The organism is Streptococcus hyovaginalis DSM 12219, from assembly GCF_000420785.1.
Classification (GTDB): domain Bacteria; phylum Bacillota; class Bacilli; order Lactobacillales; family Streptococcaceae; genus Streptococcus; species Streptococcus hyovaginalis.
On record NZ_ATVP01000005.1, the window covers coordinates 23494 to 44751 of the forward strand.

The following is a 21258-nucleotide window of genomic DNA, read 5'->3' on the forward strand; positions in this document are numbered from 1 at the left end:
TTTCCTGCAATAAAAGCAAAAGTATTAAAAGGAACTATTATGATTAAATACATTCTAAAACGTCTTGCTATCCTGCTTGTCACTCTGTGGGTCGTTATTACCTTGTCTTTCTTCCTGATGCAAGTTATGCCAGGGACACCGTATAATAACCCTCGCCTTACAGACGAGATGATCGCATTGATGAATAAACAATATGGTTTGGATAAGCCGATTTGGCAACAGTATCTCAAATACCTCTTCGATATTATTCAAGGAGATTTTGGAACAAGTTACCAATCTATCAATCAACCCGTTGCTCGTATGCTCAGTCAACGTTTGGGCGTATCTATCCAACTTGGTTTACAGGCCCTCGTTATCGGGATTGGAAGTGGTTTGATTGTCGGAGCCATCTCTGCACGTAATAAGAACAACAAAATTGATGGTTTTCTTAGTGTTGTTTCAACGTTAGGAATTTCTGTACCATCTTTCATCATCGGTTTGTTATTGCTCGATTACCTTGGTTTTAAATGGCAACTCTTACCACTTTCTGGTTGGGGAACATTCGCACAGTCCATCTTGCCAACTCTTGGTCTAGCAATCCCAATCTTCGCCCAAGTAACGCGTTTTTTCCGAAGCGAAATGATCGAAACGTTAAACTCAGATTACATCCAATTGGCTCGTGCCAAAGGGCTTACTGTTCGTCAAGTGACAGCAAAACATGCTTATCGTAACTCAATGATTCCTGTTTTAACCCTAGTAGGACCATTGGCAGCAGGTGTTTTAACAGGATCTGCACTGATGGAGCGTATTTTCTCAATTCCAGGAATTGGTCAGTTGTTTGTGACAGCTATCCCTACAAAGGATTATCCTGTTATTATGGGAACAACAATTGTTTATTCAGTGATGTTGATGGTGGCAATCTTGGCAACGGATATTATCATTAGTATTGTTGACCCTCGTGTTCGCTTGCAGTAAGGAGAGCAAAATGGCAGACAAAAATAGAACATTTAAACTTGTTGGTGCTGGATCATCTAGCGCCCAAGAGAAAATTGAAAAGCCAGCGCTGTCCTTCTTCCAGGACGCTTGGCGCCGACTTAAGCAAAATAAATTAGCTGTAGTTGCAATGTGGTTCCTTATCTTTTTGATGATTTTTTCACTTGCTTCAACCTTATTTGTAAAACAAAAAGATGCAAATTCTTTTAATTCTAAAGAAGTGACCATTTACCGTAATCTACCACCTAAGATTAGTGATAGTCTTCCTTTTTGGAACGGTGAAATCACCTATGCTGGTAATACGGAACCTAATGATGCTTACGCTGATCAGAGTGTCCCTAAAGGAGAAAAATTTACTTTGGGAACAGATACTTTGGGACGTAGTTTAGGAAAACGGATCATTGTTGGTATTCGAATTTCCTTGTTGGTGGCCTTGGCTGCAACTATGATTGACTTGGTTATTGGTGTTACTTATGGTCTGATTTCAGGTTACGTTGGTGGTAAGGTCGATACAGTTATGCAACGGATTATCGAAGTGGTGTCATCAATTCCTAACTTGGTTATTGTAACCATGCTCGGCCTTTTACTTGGAAATGGTATTTTATCTATTATCATTTCAATTGGTCTTGTGGGATGGACATCAATGGCGAGACAAGTCCGAAACTTGACCTTGTCCTACAGGGAGCGTGAATTTGTTCTCGCGGCTCGTTCCCTCGGTGAAAGTGGTAGAAAAATTGCTTTTAAACATATTTTCCCTAATATTTCAGGGATCATCATTGTTCAAATTATGATGACTGTTCCAAGTGCGATCATGTATGAAGCAGTGCTTTCTGCCATTAACTTGGGTGTGAAGCCGCCAACAGCTTCTCTAGGATCACTCATTTCAGATGCTCAAGAGAATTTACAATACTATCCATATCAAGTATTGCTCCCAGCACTTGCCCTTGTTGTCATCTCATTAGCATTTATCTTGCTCGGTGATGGTTTGCGTGATGCATTTGATCCAAAATCAAGTAATGATTAAAGGAGGAAATTAAGATGACACAAGAAACTATTTTACAAGTCAAGAATCTTCATGTTGATTTCCATACTTACGCAGGCGAAGTCAAAGCGATTCGTGAAGTCAATTTTGATCTTAAAAAAGGTGAAACATTAGCTATTGTAGGGGAATCAGGGTCTGGTAAATCGGTAACAACCAAAACCTTGATGGGCTTATCAGCTAAGAATGCTGATATTTCCGGTGAAATTTTATTCAAAGATCGCAACCTTAACGAACTCAAAGAAGAAGAGTGGGTTAAGATTCGTGGTAACGAAATTGCTATGATCTTCCAAGATCCAATGACCAGCTTGGACCCTACCATGAAGATTGGGATGCAGATTGCTGAACCTATTATGCTCCATGAGAAAATTTCCAAGAAGGAAGCCTTGGATCGTGCTTTAGAGTTGATGAAAAGCGTTGGTATCCCGAATGCTGAAGAACACATTAATGATTACCCTCATCAATGGTCAGGTGGGATGCGTCAACGTGCTGTTATCGCAGTTGCCCTTGCAGGCAATCCTGAAATTTTAATTGCTGATGAACCTACAACAGCTCTTGATGTGACCATTCAGGCACAGATCTTGAATTTGATGAAAAAAATTCAAGAGGAACGGTCGAGCTCTATCATCTTTATCACACACGATTTAGGTGTTGTAGCTGGTATGGCAGACCGTGTAGCGGTCATGTATGCTGGTAAAATTGTAGAGTATGGTACAGTTGATGAAGTCTTTTACAATCCACAACATCCTTATACTTGGGGACTTCTAAATTCGATGCCAACAACAGATACAGCTTCAGGTAGTTTGCAATCCATTCCGGGGACACCTCCAGATTTATTAAATCCACCTAAAGGTGATGCCTTTGCTGCTCGTAACGAGTTTGCGCTCGATATTGACCATGAAGAAGAACCACCGATGTTTAAAGTCTCTGAGACGCATTATGCGGCTACATGGTTGTTAGATGAAAGGGCTCCGGAAGTGACACCTCCACCACAAATTCTAAAACGTTGGAATAAATGGAGAGCAATTAACGGAGGAGATGCCTAGTGGAAAACAGGAAAAAATTAGTTGAATTAAAAAATGTTTCCCTAACCTTCAATAAAGGGAAATCAAACGAAGTAAAAGCCATCAACAATGTTAGTTTTGATATTTATGAAGGCGAAGTATTTGGTTTGGTTGGGGAGTCTGGTTCAGGAAAGACAACTGTCGGACGTGCTATTTTAAAACTTTATGATATCAATGAAGGTGAGATTATTTTTAATGGTGAGAAGGTATCTCATCTTAAAGGTAAGGCACAACATGACTTCCGAAAACAGGCTCAGATGATTTTCCAGGATCCTCAAGCCAGTTTAAATGGCCGTATGAAAATTAGGGATATTGTTGCCGAAGGTTTGGATATCCACAAATTGGTGTCTTCAAAGGCTGAACGTGATGAAAAGGTACAGCATTTACTTGATTTAGTTGGTTTGAATAAGGACCATTTGACGCGGTATCCGCATGAGTTTTCAGGTGGTCAAAGACAACGGATTGGTATTGCTCGTGCCTTGGCTGTAGAACCTAAATTTATCATTGCCGATGAACCGATTTCAGCATTGGATGTATCTATCCAAGCTCAAGTTGTGAATTTGATGCAAAAATTACAGCATGAGCAAGGATTGACATATCTTTTCATTGCACATGACCTCTCTATGGTGAAATACATTTCTGATCGTATAGGGGTTATGCATTGGGGTAAAATGTTGGAAATTGGAACATCTGAAGATGTCTATAATAATCCCATTCATCCTTATACCAAGAGCTTGCTATCAGCGATTCCAGAACCAGATCCTGAGAAAGAGCGTGCCCGTGTCCATCAGATGTACGATCCATCTGCAGAACTTGATGGTCAAGAACGCACTATGCATGAAATTACTCCAGGACATTTTGTACTTGCTACAGAAGCGGAAGCAGAGCAATATCGAAAAGAAGCTAGAAATTAGTCACGTGACTCACTTAGTGATAAGAGAAGAAGGGCAGGTAGCCCTTCTTTTTTAGCTCAATAAATCAACTTTGTCAGGGACTGAGAGAGGCAGAGCTTCTAATTTGAAGAAAATCCTTGTCATGTTGCCTTGTATCTGATATAATTATATCTTGTGAGCATACCTCACTTACTCCTAATGAAGGTTAGGGGTCATTAGTCCAAAAGGAGGAAATATCAATGGCTAAATACGAAATTCTTTATATTATTCGTCCAAACATTGAAGAAGAAGCAAAGACAGCTTTGGTAGAACGCTTTGACGCTATCTTGACTGACAACGGTGCAACTATCGTTGAGTCAAAAGATTGGGAAAAACGTCGCCTTGCATACGAAATCAAAGATTTCCGCGAAGGTCTTTACCACATCGTTACTGTTGAAGCTGAAGACGCAGTTGCTCTTAATGAGTTTGACCGTCTTTCAAAAATCAACACTGACATTCTTCGTCATATGATCGTTAACCTCGAAGCGTAAGAAGGTAGTTTATGATAAATAATGTAGTACTTGTTGGTCGCATGACCAAAGATGCAGAACTTCGTTACACACCTAATCAAGTTGCTGTAGCAACATTTACTCTAGCAGTTAATCGTAATTTCAAGAGTCAAAATGGTGAACGTGAAGCTGATTTTATTAATTGTGTGATCTGGCGTCAACCGGCTGAAAATCTTGCTAACTGGGCTAAAAAAGGTGCACTAGTTGGAATTACTGGTCGTATTCAGACACGTCATTATGAAAATCAACAAGGCCAACGTGTTTATGTAACAGAGGTTGTTGCAGACAATTTCCAAATGTTGGAAAGTCGTGCTACACGTGAAGGTGGTTCACAAAGTTCATATAATGGTGGTTATAATAACCAATCATCAAATGACACTTTTTCATCTTCATCACAAACACCAAACTTTGGTCGCGATGAGAGCCCATTTGGCAATTCGAACCCAATGGATATCTCAGATGACGATCTACCGTTCTAGGATGAACATTATAAAATAATATAAGGAGAAATTAACATGGCTCAACAACGTCGTGGCGGATTCAAACGCCGTAAAAAAGTTGATTACATCGCAGCTAATAAAATTGAATACGTTGACTACAAAGATACTGAACTTCTTAGCCGTTTCGTTTCAGAACGTGGGAAAATTCTTCCTCGTCGTGTAACAGGAACGTCAGCTAAAAACCAACGTAAAGTAACAACAGCTATCAAACGTGCTCGCGTTATGGCTCTTATGCCTTACGTCAACGAAGATTAATATGAAAAAGGTTGGGCATTTTATGCCCAGCCTTTTATAATGTTGCTTGTTTAATTGCTTTATTTTCAGCTGTGGCGGTGATTTGTTACTAATGCCTTGAGGTTAGGCATAAACTTTAACCTCTCACTTTTTGATTAGAAGAATTTACCAACGCAGTGGTTGATTGGTTAAAAAGGTTAAGTGATTCTTTTTGGTGCAAACAAGGCTCGCCTTATCTCCTATTACCAACAGTCTGGGTATAGACCATTTTAAGTCAATAACAACTCTTAAGACTTGATGACGAAGTTATTTTAAATCTGTCGACTTGAGCCTACTCTCTTTTTGTATTTAAAGTGATTGGTATATTTTGTGCGAAGCATCACTGTGATACTTATTCGTTGAGGAAAGAAATGTTTTTTAGCTGAGAGATTTTGTATATGAAAAAGGGAGAAGCTAAACGCTTCTCCCTGAATATTACTAATAATATCCTTAAATTACCGACTTTTCTTACTAGGAAGGATTCTTGGACACTTATGCTTTGCGAGCAGCCTGTGCTGACATGGCACTCAAAATGTTGTATTTCTTTTTGAGATAGTAACGAATTGCTAATGCAATAGCTCCAATAATAACAAGAACTAGTGGTGGCAGCAAAGGATTAATAGCAGCAGGTAAGAATGATGAAGCACTAAAGAGAGCCAACCATACAATCATGAGAGCGGCCAAAATGGCGATGCTTTTCCACATATTTGGGCGTTGCGATTTTTCCTTGCCAATATGACGATAGACAAAATAATAGGTGGCGTAGAGAATAGCACCACCGCCGAGTCCAATGACAATCAAGGACAATAGACCATAAGAGGGGTAATTGCTGTTTGTTAAAGATAAAATTCCAGTGATTAATCCCAAAAGGCCAAACCAGAAGAGCGAGGAATCTGCCCACATTAACCAAGGATTGGTATTTTTATTGGCTGCGGCTGCTTCTTTGATTTGTTCAGGAGACTGGGTGAACTGCGCTGCCCAAGTTGTTGGGGCTCCTAAAAAAGAGCGAGCAGGAATTCCATTTTTTTGATTCTCTTCGATGCTTGGTAAGATCCCTTCCAGAATCTCCTTGATTTCGGCATCAGATTTGCCGTCTTGAATCAGTTGCTTGGTCGCAATGTGAATGAATTCTTGGTTCTTATTGGTTAACTGATGTAAGTTCATAATAGTCCTTTCAAGTAAGGTTAATATTGATTATGTTATAAAAGAGTGTAAGAGCTGTGTGTCGTGATTAGGTAATAATGCCTAGAGTAGATTAGAACCATTTTTTTCGGATGAAGTAAACCACAACCATCATACTGAGGACTGAAGCGATGAAAACAACATACCAGAAAGCGTGTGGCAGTCCATTTAGAGGGAGCCAGTTATTTTGAAAGTTCATACCATAGGCAGAAAAGATTACTGTCGGGATATCAAGTGCCATGGTCATAAGCGCCAAGGTTTTCATAATGGTATTCTGGTTGTTATTGATGATAGCAGCAGAGGTTTCTGCCATAGCATTCAAGACATTTTCGTAAATACCAGCCATCTCAATGGCCTGTTGGGTCTCGATAAGGGTATCTTCCAAAAGGTCTTCGTCCTCGACATATTTCTTGAGACTTGATGTATTACTGGATAGCTTTTTGACAATCCTCTCATTCATCTTGAGGGATGCTTTAAGGTAGACGATAGATTTTTCCAATTCCATCATGTCAATCAGTTGTTCATTACGGGTCGCATCTTCTAATTGAGCTTCAATTCGGTCACTTTGACGGTCGATGGAGCGAAGGGCTGTTAGGTAGAGCATAGCGTTTCGGTACAAGAGTTGGAAGATGAAACGTGTCTTCATAAAGGTGTAAAAATTCTTGACACGACTGGCTTTGAATGGGTCAAAAATAGACAAGTCTTCCAAGCAAGTAGTGATAACAGCATTTTCTGCGACCACAATGCCAAGCGGAATAGTCATGTAGTAATTTTTATTGTTACGCTCTTCATAGGTAGGAACGTCGACGATGATCAGAGTGTAATCATCTTCAACCGTAATACGTGAGGTTTCTTCAATATCAAGTGGTGCACGCAAATCGGCAATGTCGATATTGAAGCGTTCAGCGATTTGATGAGATTCTTCCTGGGAAGGGTTAACCAAATTTATCCAAGCACCTGGCTCGAATGTATCAATTTCTTTGAAGTCAATGCCTGTTGACAGAAACATTTGTTTCATACGAGAACCCTCCTTGTATTAGAATCTAGTCATACCTGTCTATTATAAACTATTTTAGCCTTAAAAAAAAGTGGGGCTTGACGATTGTTTTTACCGTAAAAAATTCTGATTTTGTTATAATAGAGTAACGTTTAGGCGGATCAAAACAAATCAGTATTTAAATGTTGGGATAAGATTTGTTGGCGGAGGGCCTACTACAACAAAAGAGAAAATGACTGAGATTGAAACTTTTTAATGTTACAGCAAACGGCTATTTTCCTTTTCGTTAGGTATTATGAAAGGATTGAGCTGGACTTGGGAAAGTACCAGTATCTTATATTATGCAAGATAAATTAGTGATTCATGGGGCGCGTGCCCATAATTTAAAAAATATTGATGTGGAGATTCCGCGAGATAAGTTGGTTGTGGTGACTGGATTATCTGGCTCTGGGAAGTCATCACTGGCTTTTGATACCATTTATGCAGAAGGGCAACGGCGTTATGTGGAAAGTTTATCAGCATACGCTCGTCAGTTTTTGGGAAATATGGAAAAACCTGATGTGGATTCTATTGATGGTCTTAGCCCAGCTATTTCCATTGACCAAAAAACCACTAGTAAAAATCCTCGTTCCACAGTTGGTACGGCAACGGAGATCAATGATTATCTCCGTCTGCTCTATGCGCGTGTTGGGACGCCTTACTGTATCAATGGTCACGGTGCTATCTCGGCTTCCTCGGTGGAGCAAATTGTAGATGAGGTATTGGCTTTGCCTGAGCGTACGCGAATGCAGATTCTGGCTCCTATCGTAAGGCGTAAAAAAGGGCAACATAAGACTATTTTTGAACGTATTCAAAAGGATGGCTATGTCCGGGTGCGCGTTGATGGTGAGATTTATGATGTGACTGAAGTTCCAGAATTGTCAAAAAGCAGGATGCATGACATTGAGGTGGTTATTGACCGCTTGGTCAACAAAGAGGGCATTCGTTCGCGGCTCTTTGACTCGGTTGAAGCCGCTCTGCGCCTAGGAGATGGTTACCTCATGATTGATACTATGGATGATAATGAGCTGCTCTATTCTGAGCACTATTCGTGTCCTGTTTGTGGTTTTACAGTTCCTGAGTTAGAACCGCGTCTCTTCTCCTTTAACGCGCCATTTGGCTCCTGTCCGACTTGCGATGGTTTGGGCATGAAATTGGTCGTCGATCTAGATTTAATTGTTCCGGATGACTCAAAAACACTCAGAGAAGGCACGCTTGCCCCGTGGAACCCCATTTCATCAAATTACTACCCAACCATGTTAGAGCAGGCTATGACAAGTTTTGGTGTTGATATGGATAAGCCTTGGAAAGATTTATCTGATGAGGATAGAGACCTGGTTCTCTATGGCTCTGGTGACCGCGAGTTCCATTTCCATTACAAAAATGATTTTGGTGGCGTACGTGATATTGATCTCCCTTTTGAGGGTGTCGTGACCAATGTCAACCGTCGTTACCATGAAACCAATTCTGAGTACACACGTAGCGTCATGCGTGAATACATGAATGAATTGACTTGCTCTACCTGCCATGGCTATCGTCTTAATGATGCGGCACTGTCTGTTCGCGTGGGTGGACCAGATGGAATGAATATCGGACAGATTTCAGAGCTCTCTATTGAAGATCATCTTAAGCAGGTTTCAAGCTTAAGTCTTGGGCAAAATGAGGAAATGATTGCGCGTCCCATTCTCAAAGAAATCACGGATCGCTTGACCTTCTTAAATAACGTCGGTCTCAATTACTTGACCTTGTCACGTATGGCAGGGACCCTATCGGGCGGCGAAAGTCAGCGAATTCGTTTGGCGACACAAATTGGTTCCAATTTAAGTGGGGTTCTTTACGTCCTTGATGAGCCGTCAATTGGACTTCACCAGAGGGATAATGACCGTCTGATTGCTAGTTTGAAAAAAATGCGTGATTTAGGCAATACGCTCATTGTGGTAGAGCATGATGAAGACACTATGATGGAAGCCGACTGGCTAATTGATGTGGGACCAGGAGCAGGTGCCCTTGGTGGTGAGATTGTTGCTTCGGGAACGCCTAAGCAAGTGGCAAAATCTAAGAAATCCATCACAGGCCAGTATTTATCTGGGCGTAAAACTATTCCTGTCCCAGAGGAACGCCGTCAAGGAAATGGGCGTTTTATCGAAGTCAAAGGCGCCAGTGAGCACAATCTCCAGAAGATTGATGCCAAGTTTCCTCTTGGGAAATTCATTGCTGTGACAGGAGTTTCTGGTTCTGGGAAATCAACCTTGGTTAATAGCATTCTCAAGAAAGCTATCGCTCAAAAGCTGAATCGCAATACTGACAAACCAGGCAAGCACCAGTCAGTTCAAGGGATCGAGTATATCGAACGTTTGATTGACATTGACCAAAGCCCAATTGGTCGAACGCCACGATCTAATCCAGCGACTTATACGGGCGTCTTTGATGATATCCGTGACCTTTTTGCGCAGACCAATGAAGCCAAAATTCGGGGTTACAAAAAAGGGCGTTTCTCCTTTAATGTCAAGGGTGGACGTTGTGAAGCCTGCTCGGGAGATGGAATCATCAAGATAGAGATGCATTTCTTACCCGATGTCTATGTGCCATGTGAAGTTTGTCATGGCACGCGCTATAATTCAGAAACTTTGGAAGTGCATTATAAGGGCAAAAATATCGCTGATGTGCTTGAAATGACCGTTGACGATGCTGTTGAATTCTTTGCTGCGATTCCAAAGATTGCACGTAAGTTGCAAACCATCAAGGATGTTGGCCTAGGTTATGTCACTTTAGGGCAACCAGCGACAACGCTTTCAGGTGGAGAAGCGCAACGGATGAAATTAGCCAGTGAGCTTCATAAACGATCAACTGGTAAATCTTTTTATATCTTGGATGAGCCAACAACTGGACTGCATACGGACGATATTGCCCGTTTGATTATGGTTTTGAATCGCTTTGTTGACGAGGGCAACACCGTTCTTGTGATTGAGCACAATCTTGATGTCATTAAAACTGCGGATCATATCATAGACCTAGGTCCAGAAGGTGGTGTCGGAGGTGGTCAAATCATCGCTACAGGCACTCCAGAAGAAGTGGCGCAAGTTGATGCTTCTTACACAGGTCACTATTTAAAAACAAAATTGTAAACTGAGGAGATTGGACATAAAGTCTGGTCTCTTTTTATAGGGGTATAAAGAATAACGTAATGCCCTATCGAGTGGTTTGGAGCGGGAAAGAACAGAACGCTCTCTCGTTTTATTTGTTGGTCTCTTGTTTATTTTATTTTAAAACGTTTACATTTCATTAAGTTGTCTAAATAGACAAAAAAGTCAGAAAATTGTGTTGACTTTAACAAATTCGGAAGCTATAATGTATATCACATCCCAGGAAATGGGGCAAAAGGAGGTATGCATATGGATGCACAGTTTTCTCAAGTTTCGCCCAAAGATTTCTTTTTTAGAGTCTTGAATGGTACAGCGCTAGGTATTATCATTGGTCTGATTCCCAACGCTATTTTAGCGACCATTCTGCAATATTTTCCTGGATTTGCCCTGGGTGCTAGTTTAGTGACTGTTGTCAAAATTTTTCAACTGGCAACACCGCTTATTATCGGTGCCATTATTTCTCATCAGTTTCAATTGGATTCCCTTAGAAGCATGACCGTTGCTGGAACAGCTTTTGTTGGGTCAGGTGTTATTACGCAAGATAGTCAAACTTATTTTGATAAAACAGGAGAAGCTGCGACGCTTTTGATTGGTAATGGTCAAGGGAATATTACCAATACCATGTTGACAGCAGCTATTGCAATAGTGATGGTTAAAGTGATCAAAAAGCGGTTTGGGTCGGCAGAACTGGTTTTGACACCGCTTGTTATCGGGAGTGTCGCAGGTCTTATTGGTCTCTACATCCTTCCAACAGTTAGTTCAGCGACCTTAGCGATTGGCACGATGATCAACTACTTTACGACACTTCAGCCTTACTTGATGAGTATGCTTATAGCAACGACATTTGCTATTTTGATCATCTCACCTGTTTCAACGGTGTCAATTGGAATTGCAGTCGGACTTTTCGGGCTCTCTGCTGGAGCTTCAGCTATGGGAGTTGCTAGTACAACGCTTGTACTCATTGTTCATTCGTGGAAAACCAACAATTCAGGTGTGACTCTTGGTATAGCGATGGGATCTATGAAAATGATGATGCCTAATCTATTCAAATATCCGGTCATTCTCTTTCCGGTTGTAACAACAGCCATCGTCTCAAGTCTCTCTATTCCAATCTTTAACATTACAGGAACACCAGCTTCTGCAGGTTTTGGCTTAGTCGGCTTGGTTGGACCATTGGCTGGTCTCAAAGCAGGGAACTCACTTGTGGTAACTGTCTTAGCTTGGCTTGTTATCCCAGCGGTTGCATCATTTGTTTCCTACGTTGTGTTTGATAAATTAATCAACCTTTATCAGACACAAGTAGTGTTCAAATATCAAGAAGCTGAATAATAATCTTTTTGACTATATTGATAAAATATTCAAACTATCCTTCGTTTACCTCCGAGTAAGCGGAGGATAGTTTTTATAGAAAATAGAAAAATGATAACTTGAAGCAGATTTTTAAATTTTAGGAGTCATAGGGTACATGTAATTGTCTGCGGTTTTATCTTAATAAGTAAGCTCAATATCGAAAGTGATGAGATGAAGACTGTTTATTATGCATAGAAAATATATTTTCAATTACAGTGAAAGGAATTTAGAGCCATTTTTACTACCTTGCTTATAAGTTCATATGGTATTTCTTTGAAGTACGTTAGTCTAATCCTGGTGTTACTGGAGCAATGTAGTTCTTTAGATGATTTCTCAACGACGTAGCTTTTATAACTATAGAGAATTAGATTAATACTATCCACTAAAAAAGATAATATTTTTTAGAATTTTAAATAAATTGCCTTATAAACAGACATAATACGTCCAAGTTTGAGGTATACTGTTATTTAGTTATTATTTTTATGTTAGTGTGGAGTTACTAAAGTGAATAGTCAAGAGAGAGTTCTTAGTATTTTTATTAATTTATTACATGGACAAAAATTAAAAAAAAAAGAATTAGAAGAAGAATTTGGAGTTTCTGGAAAATCCATACAGAGAGATATGGAGATTATTGATAAAGTTATTGATAAGAAATTGACGGAAAATCTTGGAAATATGAATTACTATAGTCAAAAGTATGATGATACAGTAGCTAAAAGTCTGATAAATAGGGATGTTAGAGGAACCTACTTTATAGAGAGTGCTATTGAGAGAAAAGAGCATTCGCATTTTTCTAAGACTGAAGCCCTCGTCTTGTTGGATATGATAATGTCAACAAGAGGATTATCTAATGTGGAAGTAAATCAATTAAGTCAAAAAATTTTAAGTTTATCAACTGATAGTAATTCGGTTAAGAAATTCATTCAAAATGAGTTATATCACTATAAAGGAGTACCAAGTAATTCTATAGTTGATAAGATAAGCACATTGATGACGGCGATTGAAAATGGATTGATTATATCTTTCGACTATAAAAAGCTATTTCAAAAAAAGCATTTTGAATTCACACCAGATATGCTTTTTTATTCTGATATGTATTTTTATATTTCTAGTAGTAATCATTTGTACTCTCAAACTCGTGACGATATGGAGAATCTCACGAAGTTTAGAGTTAATAATATGGATAATCTAACCGTTCTAGGGCAAGGGAAAAAGAGAGATTATAATGATCGATTTCAAGTAGGAGTCATGAGAAACCAAACAGGAGCTTTTGCTTATTTTGGCAAAGAAATAAAAGTTGTTATTGATTTTTATCATGAGCCTGCTTACGTACTAGATCGTTTCCCAAATTCTAGGTTACTTTGGACAAAGAATGGAGTTAGTCGTATCGAAATTATATCGAATGATGGTGAGGGAATAAAACTTTGGTTATCAATGCAAGGTGACATGTTAAAAATCATTAGTCCAGTCTATCTAAAAAATTGGTTAGTAGAAAATCTACAAAAAACCTTGTCATATTATCAAAATAGTCTACCATTAGAAGAGAAGAGAAGAGAAGAGAAGAGAAGAGAAGAGAAGAGAAGAGAAGAGAAGAGAAGAGAAGAGAAGAGGAGAGAATTATTATGAAACTAAAACAGTCCCTAGTCGTACTATTAATCAGTACTTTAATTTTATCAGCATGTCACGAAGATACAAAAGCACAGAAGGGAACTTCTGAAAAAGAAAAAGTAACTAAGTCGTATTCAAATAAAAAAGGCAAGACACAAGAATCTTCAAGTACAGTTAGTTCAGCATCAAAAGAAACAGGTGTATCATCTGAGGATGCAGAAAAAATATATCAAAGTGTTATTCAAAAATATCAAAGTGCCATTGAAACAAAGGATAACCAAGCAGATATCAATATGTTTGCTCTAACTAAGAATGATATCGAAGTAGCACAATTTGATTTTAATAACGATGGTATTGATGAATTTGTGGTCGGTTCTAAGTTTGATGGACAATACCCTGTCAATACTATTCTTGATTTGTACACCATTGATGAGAGTAAAGCAGTTGTACGCTTAACAAATAAAACTAATCAGTTAGACTTTATAGGAGAAAGAACTATTTTGACACCACTCGATGATGGAACATTTTACTTAAAAGGTAGCAGTGGTGCAACAGATCAATCGGAAAGATACTACGATATTTTAAAAGGTGATTCGGAATTATCTGAAATTGATAGTAGTGATTCTCAACCCTTAGATCTTAATAGTTTGACCTGGAATTCACTGACAGGAGAATCTACTGAAGCAGTCGAGACGACTTCATCTGATTCTGAATTAACTAACCTTTCTATTGGGGAAACAATCAGTTTTCCAGAGGAATTGGTTGGCGAGTGGGCTTCGACGAATGCTGATGGCATGGTTAACCCACATACGATTACCATTAATGCTGATGGTAGTTATTCTAGTTCTTACAATGCAATGAGTGAGTCAGGTAATATTTCTACTATAAAGAAAGTTGCTGAAGATACTTATGCTTTTGTTGATTTAAGGTCATCGTTTGGTGTAATGGGAGTTGGCGGAACAGGTCCAAATTTTATTGAAGAAAAAGGTTTTGTCTATAAAAACGGAACATTGATACCGCAATACTGGCAAGGTAGTGGTAGTGTAGATTATTCAACAGTCAATCTATCAGTTACTTACACTAAAAAATAATTAGTTGAATTTTTAAAAAAATTAATAAACGGACAGGATATGTCTGTTTATTTTTTATACTGAAAATAGAGTAATTATGTAGATTACCATTAATTTTATTAAGAGGGAAATGCCATGAACAAACAAGTAAAAATCATTTCAGCAACATCGCTGGCGACAGTTGCCATTTTAGCAACTAATAGTGTTTCAGCCGAAGAGAACACTCAAGTGACTGAAACAGCTGCAAATACACAGGTGAATAGCACGACTGCGGTTGTTGTGCCAACAAATCAAGCAGAAGCAACAAATCAGGTTGACAAGATGTCAACTAAAGTTAATGCAGCTCAAACAGCAGCTGATGAGGCAACAACTAATCAGACAACTTTGCAAAATCAAGTAACTGCAGCAAATCAGGACTTGTCAGCAGAACAAAATCAAAATGTTCAATTAGCTTCCGACATTTCAACGGAACAACAAAATATTTCTAATTTATCAGAACAAGTGGCTAATAATGATGCAGCAGTAACAACTGCTCAGGCAAATTACGATAAAGTAGCAGCTGAAAATCCAACAGCAGCTCAGGATATTCAATTAGCCCAAGATGCGGTAGCTACTAAAACAGCAGCGGAAACGGCAGCTAATCAAAAGGTTTCAGATGCTCAAACCGCAGTCGATACGGCGAATACAGAATTAGATGCAGCGAAAGCAACAGCTCTTAAACAGCAACAAGATGTGAAAAATGCTGAGACTAAAGTGGCAACTAAAACAACTGATGTTAATGCGGCTCAAACAGCTCTTGATAGTGCAGAAACTAAAGACGCGGCTTTGAAATCTGAGGTAACTGCTAAAACTGCTGAACTTCAAGATGCCGTTAATAATACTGGTACAAGTATTACAGAAACCAAATCTGAGGTCGTAGCAACTTCAAATTTCACTGACCTTATCAAATATTTCAATGACTACAGTGTTAAACACGAGCCTCTTACATTATCAGGTTCAGAAACTATTGACATCGAATTGACAAAAGCTCAAAAAGAAGAATTGGCACGAACAGGTGAATTTACATACACGCCTAACAGTGAAGAAATCACTAAATGGGTTGTAACTTATGTCAATGAATTACGTCGTTTGAATGGTATTTCTGAACGTGTCACAGCAAGTTCAGAAGCGATCAAAATTGCTGTAGCTCGTACTGCTGAGATGGAGCGCAATAACCAATTGTCTCACGCGTCTGATTTACCATATGAAAGTGAAAATATTGGGGCTGGAATGCTTGATACCACGGCCGAAAAGGGTGATGTTGAAACGGGTATGGTCCCACTGATCCTTAGTGATCAGGCTATGGCTTATTTCATGGTATATGGTTGGTTTGATGATGCAACATCGGGTGGTTATGGTCACCGTAACTCATTATTGTTTGATAATGGGGAAATTGGTGTGGCTGTCGATTTGAACGAGACTAAATCATATGGTTATTTTGCATATGATCTCATCAATCTTGATAAAAACAAAGATTTTGGTTACATGGTGACAACTTATAACTATGATGAGGTTAAAGACGCTAATGGTCAGCTTAATACGACAATTAACGGTAAAAAACCAGTGTTCCTTCCTGATTATACGTTTAATATGGTTAACACCACAACAACGGTGAAGGCTAACCCATCAAAAGCAGCTGCACAAAAAGCATTGGATGATTATAAAACATCATCAGCAAAACAACTTGATGCGTCAGCAGCTAAAGTTCAAGCAGCGAAAACCGCATTGGCAAACGCACAAACAGAATTGACAGCTGCTAAAGCAGAGTTGGCAACAGCTAAGGACAATGTAGATCCAACTTTAGTTCCAACTGCTGAACAGAAAGTTAAGGATGCAGGTGCTTCATTACTGGCTGCAAAAGCTGATTTACAAAAAGCAGTAAGTGAAAAACAGGATGTTCAAAATAATCTGGAACTTGTTAGTGCCAAATATTCAAGTCTTTCTGATGCTTTAACAGCATTAAATACTGCTAAGAAAGCAGCAGAAGATGCATCAACTAATTTAGAGAATGCGAAAAAGCGCCTGCTTTCTTTGACGGCTAAAAAGGTAACATCAGATGGTAAGTTATCGGAATTAAGAGCTCAATTAGCAACATTGCGATCAGACTACGAATTAGCTAAGAAACAAAAGGTATCAGCTGACTTTGAGTTAAAACTAGCTAAAGATAACCTTGTTTTGGCTAAAAGCTATTTAGGGATGTTTGGTGAAGATATTGTTGTAAACCCTATCTTAACCCCATCAAAGCTTGATTCTATTAAGGTATTGCCAAACCACGGTCAACAGAAAAATCCAACATTACTTACTGTTTCATCTGATAAAGCGCGAAGTCACGGTCTCATATCACGAGTAAATGATGAGAAAAAATACTTGCCAGAAACAGGAAGTAAAGAAAATAATGTCTTTTTACTAGCTGGAATGAGTATTTTGAGCTTACTAGGACTAGGCCATGTAAGAAAAGACAAACGAAAATTTTAAAAAATTGAATGAGATTAAGCAAGTGGACAATAAGTTTGCGCAATCTTATCGAGAACGTACAGCTACATTAAAATAACGATTTATTCCCCGTTTTTCGGGGATTTTTTGTTAAAATAAGGTAAGTTTATTTCAGGAGGTTTTCATGGAGTCTAGGGTTGTTCGTTTTGAAGATAAGTTATTGCAGTCAGATTTGGATGCTTTTTTAGTAACAGGGCAGAATAATATCTATTACCTAACGGGTTTTTGGGGAACGGAGAGTACGGTCCTTATAACGCGTAGTCGTCGTCTTTTTATGACGGATGCCAGGTATAGTTTGATTGCTAAGGAAGTGGTTAAAGATTTTGACATTGTTGAGACACGGACGCCACTAGAAGAAGTATCTAAAGCGGTGAAAGCAGATGGCTTAACTAAAGTGGGATTTGATGCCCAGGTTTCATATCATTTTTACCAACAATTGACGACCTTGCTCCCTGGTCTAGATTGGTCGGCCCAAACGGATTTTGTGGAAGACTTACGCGTGATTAAGGATGAGGCAGAGATTGCTACGATTCGTCAGGCATGTCAGATTTCTGATCAAGCATTTATCGATGTTTTGGATTTTATCAAACCTGGTCAGACGACGGAGTTACAAGTAGCTAATTTTCTAGATTTTCGAATGAGGGAATATGGTGCGTCAGGACTTTCGTTTGAACCGATTGTTGCCTCTGGCTATCGCTCAGCCATGCCACATGGTGTGGCGAGCCATAAAGTGATTGAAAAGGGAGAATCTTTAACGCTTGATTTCGGCTGTTATTACAAGCATTATGTTAGCGATATGACGCGCACCGTTCACATTGGCCATGTCACAGATGAAGAGCGTGAGATTTATGACTTGGTACTTGATGCAAACCAAACCTTGATTAATCAAGCTAGAGCTGGCATGACTCATAAAGACTTTGATGCAATTCCTCGCCAAGTGTTAGAGAATGCGGGGTATGGCCAATACTTCACACACGGCATTGGGCATGGGATAGGATTGGATATTCATGAAAACCCATTTTTCCGTGGGTCAGAAGAAACATTGAAACCAGGTATGGTGGTAACAGATGAACCAGGAATTTACCTTCCTAATAAATATGGGCTTCGTATTGAAGATGACCTGGTTATTACAGAAACGGGATGTGAGGTGCTGACCAAGGCACCTAAGGAATTGATTGTATTGAACTAGGAGAATAGGATGGAACGTTTATCGTGGCAAGATTATTTTATGGCAAATGCGGAGTTGATTTCAAAACGATCAACCTGTGATAGGGCTTTTGTCGGTGCGGTTTTAGTTAAAAATAACCGCATCATTGCAACAGGCTATAATGGTGGCGTTTCAGAGACTGATAATTGTAATGAAGTTGGTCATTATATGGAGGATGGTCACTGTATTCGTACGGTACACGCAGAGATGAATGCTTTGATTCAGTGTGCTAAAGAAGGCATATCGACGGATGGAACGGAAATTTATGTGACCCACTTTCCCTGTCTCAACTGTACCAAGGCGCTGCTTCAGGCTGGTATCAAGAAAATTACTTATAAAGCTAATTATCGTCCCCATGCTTTTGCCATTGAACTATTAGAGAAAAAAGGTGTCGCTTATATCCAACATGATGTGCCAGGTCTGCATTTAGGAGAGAGTTGAAAAGAAGTGGTATTTGCTGAAAGTATCTCTGCTAGTAGCCCTTAGCGGCGTACTGTCCGTTATGACAGTTAGTGGCATGAAAGCTGAAACGGTTTCGTAGCAATTTAACATTTTATATGGTTTTGCTATTTGTCTTGGAGCCTTGATGGGGTTGAAAGAATTGTAAAAAGATTTGAGGATATGGCTGTCTTATGATAAAATGAGATGATAAATATTTTTACAAAGAGGTAATTAAAGAATGATTGAAGCAAGCAAGCTCAGAGCTGGTATGACTTTTGTGACAACTGATGGTAAATTAATCAAAGTTTTAGACGCTAGCCACCATAAACCTGGTAAAGGAAACACAATCATGCGTATGAAGTTGCGTGATGTTCGTTCAGGATCAACCTTTGACACTACTTACCGTCCAGATGAAAAATTTGAACAAGCGATCATTGAAACACGCCCTGCTCAGTATCTATACAAAATGGATGACACAGCTTTCTTCATGGATACTGAAAGTTATGATCAATACGAAATTCCAGTAGCAAATGTTGAAAATGAATTGCTTTACGTCTTAGAAAACGAAGAAGTTAAGATTCAATTTTACGGCTCAGAGGTTATTGGTGTGACAGTACCAACGACAGTTGAGTTGACGGTCGTTGAAACACAACCATCTATCAAAGGTGCGACAGTTACTGGTTCAGGTAAACCTGCAACACTTGAAACTGGTCTTGTTGTTAACGTTCCTGACTTTATCGAAGTTGGTCAAAAATTAGTTGTTAATACAGCTGAAGGGACTTATGTTTCACGCGCCTAATCATTAATTGTAGTACTTTGTAAGGAGCAGATGGCTTCCTAAAAACGAAGTATTGACAGAAAGGATATGTTATGACAACTGAAAATATTGGTGAAATTGTAATTTCTCCCCGCGTATTGGAAGTTATTACAGGGATTGCTGCTGCAAAGGTTGAAGGCGTTTATTCATTGCACAACAAAAAAGCAGCTGATACCTTGAGCAAGGCTAGTCTCGGTCGTGGTGTTTATCTCAAGAACGATGAAAATGGCGATGTTATTGCAGATATTTATGTTTACTTGCAGTATGGTGTCAATGTTCCTGTAGTATCTATCGCTGTTCAAAAGGCAGTCAAAGCGGCTGTTCATGATATGGCAGAGGTGTCGGTATCTCAGGTTAATGTTCATGTTGTGGGAATTGTTCCTGAGAAGACACCAAAACCAGATTTAAATAGTCTCTTTAGTGAGGATTTTTTGAATGAGCAAGAATAATAGTTTTAGTGGCTCAAGACGCGATTTACGTGAGCGTGCTTACCAGGCTTTGTTTAGTATGGAGTTTGGTGGTGAGTTACTGCAAGCTTCAGAATCTGCTTATTTACATGATAAAGAAAGTGATCCTGCTGGAGAAGCCGTTCAGCTCCCTCTTTTCCTTTTAAACTTGGTTAACGGTGTTAAAGATAATCAGTCAGAATTAGATCAATTGATTTCTCAAAAACTGAGACCAGGCTGGACCTTGGATCGCTTAACCTTGTCTGATCGTACGATGCTGAGATTAGGGTTGTATGAAATCAAATTTTTTGATGAGACCCCTGATCGCGTAGCACTTAATGAGATTATTGAAATCGCTAAGAAGTATTCGGATGAAACTTCAGCTAAATTTATTAATGGCTTATTGAGTCAATTTATAGAAGGCTAGAAAAGGTAGCTGCGCTTTTGCGCAGCTACCTTTTTTGAGTACGACGGGCATGTCGTACATCTGAGGTGAAAGTCCTCCGTGGACACCCGCTACCGGTGAACCCAATAGCGACTTCCAAGCCTGACTATCGTGAGGTAGCGGATTAAAACGGTCTGGGGAGAGACCGTTTTAAGTCTGATGCTAGAAACCAAGATCGTCAGAGGAAGGGATAGCGAAATCGTGGCACTACGAACAGAAACGTGATACAAAGACTTACTTTTGTTATTATTTTCTAATATAGTCTTTTGTAACCGCCCAATAACAAGGTATTGATGGTAGCTCTCGGTGGTTTCCTGAAGTTGGACTTGATTTGGACGATTGCAGATATTGTTAATGGTCTCATGGCCCTACCTAACTTGATTGCTTTGTTAGTCTTATCACCAGTTATTATCAAGGAAACACGGCAGTATTTTTCAAAAGGTAAAAAATTGTAATGGATGGTATAATACGACTACTTGTTAATCGAGGTCAATAATCTCGATTGGGAGTGGGAAAGAACTCGACCAAGATAAAAAGAGTTCGTCAACAAGTCCTTATTTCCAGTTGTTGAGCTGAAACAGTCTATCCCCAGACTGTTTCACTCCCACCCCGCACAGTTGATTAGGTTAGATTTGGAGTGTAAAATACGAACTGCTGAGATTTGCTGTGCAAATCTTATCTCCTACCTTTAA

The 21258-nt window shown here is 39.3% G+C and carries 19 protein-coding genes and 1 pseudogene; 18 read left to right on the top strand and 2 right to left on the bottom strand.

Annotated elements, in window-relative coordinates; translation table 11 throughout:
• Positions 1 to 39 precede the first annotated feature (39 nt).
• From G574_RS0104395 to rpsR, 7 genes are all read left to right on the top strand, one after another.
• A complete protein-coding gene (locus G574_RS0104395; protein ID WP_029691135.1) occupies positions 40 to 954 on the top strand; it encodes an ABC transporter permease in 915 nt (304 codons plus the stop codon).
• A gap of 10 nt (positions 955 to 964) precedes the next feature.
• Positions 965 to 1996 (top strand): ABC transporter permease, encoded by a 1032-nt coding sequence (locus tag G574_RS0104400; RefSeq protein ID WP_029691136.1) that lies wholly within the window; start codon positions 965 to 967, stop codon positions 1994 to 1996.
• A 14-nt stretch (positions 1997 to 2010) separates the two neighbouring features.
• On the top strand, positions 2011 to 3057 hold the full coding sequence (locus tag G574_RS0104405; protein WP_029691137.1) for an ABC transporter ATP-binding protein: 1047 nt from the start codon (positions 2011 to 2013) through the stop codon (positions 3055 to 3057).
• Positions 3057 to 3989, top strand: a complete 933-nt coding sequence (locus tag G574_RS0104410; RefSeq protein WP_029691138.1) for an ABC transporter ATP-binding protein — start codon at positions 3057 to 3059, stop codon at positions 3987 to 3989. The genes G574_RS0104405 and G574_RS0104410 overlap by 1 nt, the downstream gene beginning before the upstream one ends.
• 218 nt (positions 3990 to 4207) lie before the next feature.
• The gene (gene rpsF / locus G574_RS0104415; RefSeq protein WP_017770045.1) at positions 4208 to 4498 is read left to right on the top strand and encodes a 30S ribosomal protein S6; all 291 of its coding nucleotides are present in this window, start codon (positions 4208 to 4210) and stop codon (positions 4496 to 4498) included.
• An 11-nt stretch (positions 4499 to 4509) separates the two neighbouring features.
• Positions 4510 to 4995: a single-stranded DNA-binding protein gene (locus G574_RS0104420; RefSeq protein WP_029691139.1), complete on the top strand. Its 486-nt coding sequence runs from the start codon at positions 4510 to 4512 to the stop codon at positions 4993 to 4995.
• Positions 4996 to 5031: 36 nt separating this feature from the next.
• Complete coding sequence (rpsR, locus tag G574_RS0104425) at positions 5032 to 5271, top strand: 30S ribosomal protein S18 (protein WP_000068665.1); 240 nt, start codon at positions 5032 to 5034, stop codon at positions 5269 to 5271.
• A 510-nt stretch (positions 5272 to 5781) separates the two neighbouring features.
• Here the strand turns inward: rpsR and G574_RS0104430 are convergent.
• Both G574_RS0104430 and G574_RS0104435 read right to left on the bottom strand, forming a co-directional pair.
• Positions 5782 to 6453 carry a DUF1129 domain-containing protein gene (locus G574_RS0104430; RefSeq protein WP_029691140.1) on the bottom strand — a complete coding sequence of 224 codons (672 nt, stop codon included), beginning with the start codon at positions 6451 to 6453 and terminating at the stop codon, positions 5782 to 5784.
• A gap of 91 nt (positions 6454 to 6544) precedes the next feature.
• Positions 6545 to 7489: a magnesium transporter CorA family protein gene (locus G574_RS0104435; protein ID WP_017768819.1), complete on the bottom strand. Its 945-nt coding sequence runs from the start codon at positions 7487 to 7489 to the stop codon at positions 6545 to 6547.
• A 320-nt stretch (positions 7490 to 7809) separates the two neighbouring features.
• Here G574_RS0104435 and uvrA point away from each other — a divergent pair, with 320 nt between their 5' ends.
• From uvrA to G574_RS11290, 11 genes and pseudogenes are all read left to right on the top strand, one after another.
• On the top strand, positions 7810 to 10632 hold the full coding sequence (gene uvrA, locus G574_RS0104440) for an excinuclease ABC subunit UvrA (RefSeq protein ID WP_029691141.1): 2823 nt from the start codon (positions 7810 to 7812) through the stop codon (positions 10630 to 10632).
• 267 nt (positions 10633 to 10899) lie between these two features.
• Positions 10900 to 11979, top strand: a complete 1080-nt coding sequence (locus G574_RS0104445) for a PTS sugar transporter subunit IIC (protein ID WP_029691142.1) — start codon at positions 10900 to 10902, stop codon at positions 11977 to 11979.
• Positions 11980 to 12504: 525 nt separating this feature from the next.
• Positions 12505 to 13626 carry a helix-turn-helix transcriptional regulator gene (locus G574_RS0104450; protein ID WP_029691143.1) on the top strand — a complete coding sequence of 374 codons (1122 nt, stop codon included), beginning with the start codon at positions 12505 to 12507 and terminating at the stop codon, positions 13624 to 13626.
• Positions 13623 to 14699, top strand: a complete 1077-nt coding sequence (locus G574_RS11095) for a hypothetical protein (protein WP_029691144.1) — start codon at positions 13623 to 13625, stop codon at positions 14697 to 14699. Before G574_RS0104450 ends, G574_RS11095 begins: the two co-directional genes overlap by 4 nt.
• Before the next feature lie 114 nt (positions 14700 to 14813).
• A complete protein-coding gene (locus G574_RS0104460; protein ID WP_029691145.1) occupies positions 14814 to 17192 on the top strand; it encodes an LPXTG cell wall anchor domain-containing protein in 2379 nt (792 codons plus the stop codon).
• Between the two features lie 142 nt (positions 17193 to 17334).
• Complete coding sequence (locus G574_RS0104465) at positions 17335 to 18399, top strand: M24 family metallopeptidase (protein WP_029691146.1); 1065 nt, start codon at positions 17335 to 17337, stop codon at positions 18397 to 18399.
• A 9-nt stretch (positions 18400 to 18408) separates the two neighbouring features.
• Complete coding sequence (locus tag G574_RS0104470) at positions 18409 to 18858, top strand: deoxycytidylate deaminase (protein ID WP_029691147.1); 450 nt, start codon at positions 18409 to 18411, stop codon at positions 18856 to 18858.
• A gap of 238 nt (positions 18859 to 19096) precedes the next feature.
• A complete protein-coding gene (efp, locus tag G574_RS0104475) occupies positions 19097 to 19657 on the top strand; it encodes an elongation factor P (RefSeq protein ID WP_017768814.1) in 561 nt (186 codons plus the stop codon).
• Positions 19658 to 19728: 71 nt separating this feature from the next.
• Complete coding sequence (locus G574_RS0104480) at positions 19729 to 20124, top strand: Asp23/Gls24 family envelope stress response protein (protein WP_017768813.1); 396 nt, start codon at positions 19729 to 19731, stop codon at positions 20122 to 20124.
• Positions 20111 to 20548 (top strand): transcription antitermination factor NusB, encoded by a 438-nt coding sequence (gene nusB / locus G574_RS0104485; protein WP_029691148.1) that lies wholly within the window; start codon positions 20111 to 20113, stop codon positions 20546 to 20548. Before G574_RS0104480 ends, nusB begins: the two co-directional genes overlap by 14 nt.
• A gap of 305 nt (positions 20549 to 20853) precedes the next feature.
• Positions 20854 to 21021, top strand: a pseudogene (locus G574_RS11290) (alanine:cation symporter family protein); the annotation flags it as partial.
• Positions 21022 to 21258 lie beyond the last annotated feature (237 nt).

What these genes read in the sequence shown, in the direction of transcription:
- G574_RS0104480 (WP_017768813.1), top strand. Translation starts at nt 19,729, where the DNA reads ATGACAACTGAAAATATTGGTGAAATTGTAATTTCTCCCCGCGTATTG.
- G574_RS11095 (WP_029691144.1), top strand. Translation starts at nt 13,623, where the DNA reads ATGAAACTAAAACAGTCCCTAGTCGTACTATTAATCAGTACTTTAATT.
- efp (WP_017768814.1), top strand. Translation starts at nt 19,097, where the DNA reads ATGATTGAAGCAAGCAAGCTCAGAGCTGGTATGACTTTTGTGACAACT.
- G574_RS0104430 (WP_029691140.1), bottom strand. Translation starts at nt 6,453, where the DNA reads ATGAACTTACATCAGTTAACCAATAAGAACCAAGAATTCATTCACATT.
- G574_RS0104395 (WP_029691135.1), top strand. Translation starts at nt 40, where the DNA reads ATGATTAAATACATTCTAAAACGTCTTGCTATCCTGCTTGTCACTCTG.
- rpsR (WP_000068665.1), top strand. Translation starts at nt 5,032, where the DNA reads ATGGCTCAACAACGTCGTGGCGGATTCAAACGCCGTAAAAAAGTTGAT.
- rpsF (WP_017770045.1), top strand. Translation starts at nt 4,208, where the DNA reads ATGGCTAAATACGAAATTCTTTATATTATTCGTCCAAACATTGAAGAA.
- G574_RS0104420 (WP_029691139.1), top strand. Translation starts at nt 4,510, where the DNA reads ATGATAAATAATGTAGTACTTGTTGGTCGCATGACCAAAGATGCAGAA.
- G574_RS0104405 (WP_029691137.1), top strand. Translation starts at nt 2,011, where the DNA reads ATGACACAAGAAACTATTTTACAAGTCAAGAATCTTCATGTTGATTTC.
- uvrA (WP_029691141.1), top strand. Translation starts at nt 7,810, where the DNA reads ATGCAAGATAAATTAGTGATTCATGGGGCGCGTGCCCATAATTTAAAA.
- G574_RS0104460 (WP_029691145.1), top strand. Translation starts at nt 14,814, where the DNA reads ATGAACAAACAAGTAAAAATCATTTCAGCAACATCGCTGGCGACAGTT.
- G574_RS0104470 (WP_029691147.1), top strand. Translation starts at nt 18,409, where the DNA reads ATGGAACGTTTATCGTGGCAAGATTATTTTATGGCAAATGCGGAGTTG.
- G574_RS0104465 (WP_029691146.1), top strand. Translation starts at nt 17,335, where the DNA reads ATGGAGTCTAGGGTTGTTCGTTTTGAAGATAAGTTATTGCAGTCAGAT.
- G574_RS0104435 (WP_017768819.1), bottom strand. Translation starts at nt 7,489, where the DNA reads ATGAAACAAATGTTTCTGTCAACAGGCATTGACTTCAAAGAAATTGAT.
- G574_RS0104400 (WP_029691136.1), top strand. Translation starts at nt 965, where the DNA reads ATGGCAGACAAAAATAGAACATTTAAACTTGTTGGTGCTGGATCATCT.
- G574_RS0104445 (WP_029691142.1), top strand. Translation starts at nt 10,900, where the DNA reads ATGGATGCACAGTTTTCTCAAGTTTCGCCCAAAGATTTCTTTTTTAGA.
- nusB (WP_029691148.1), top strand. Translation starts at nt 20,111, where the DNA reads ATGAGCAAGAATAATAGTTTTAGTGGCTCAAGACGCGATTTACGTGAG.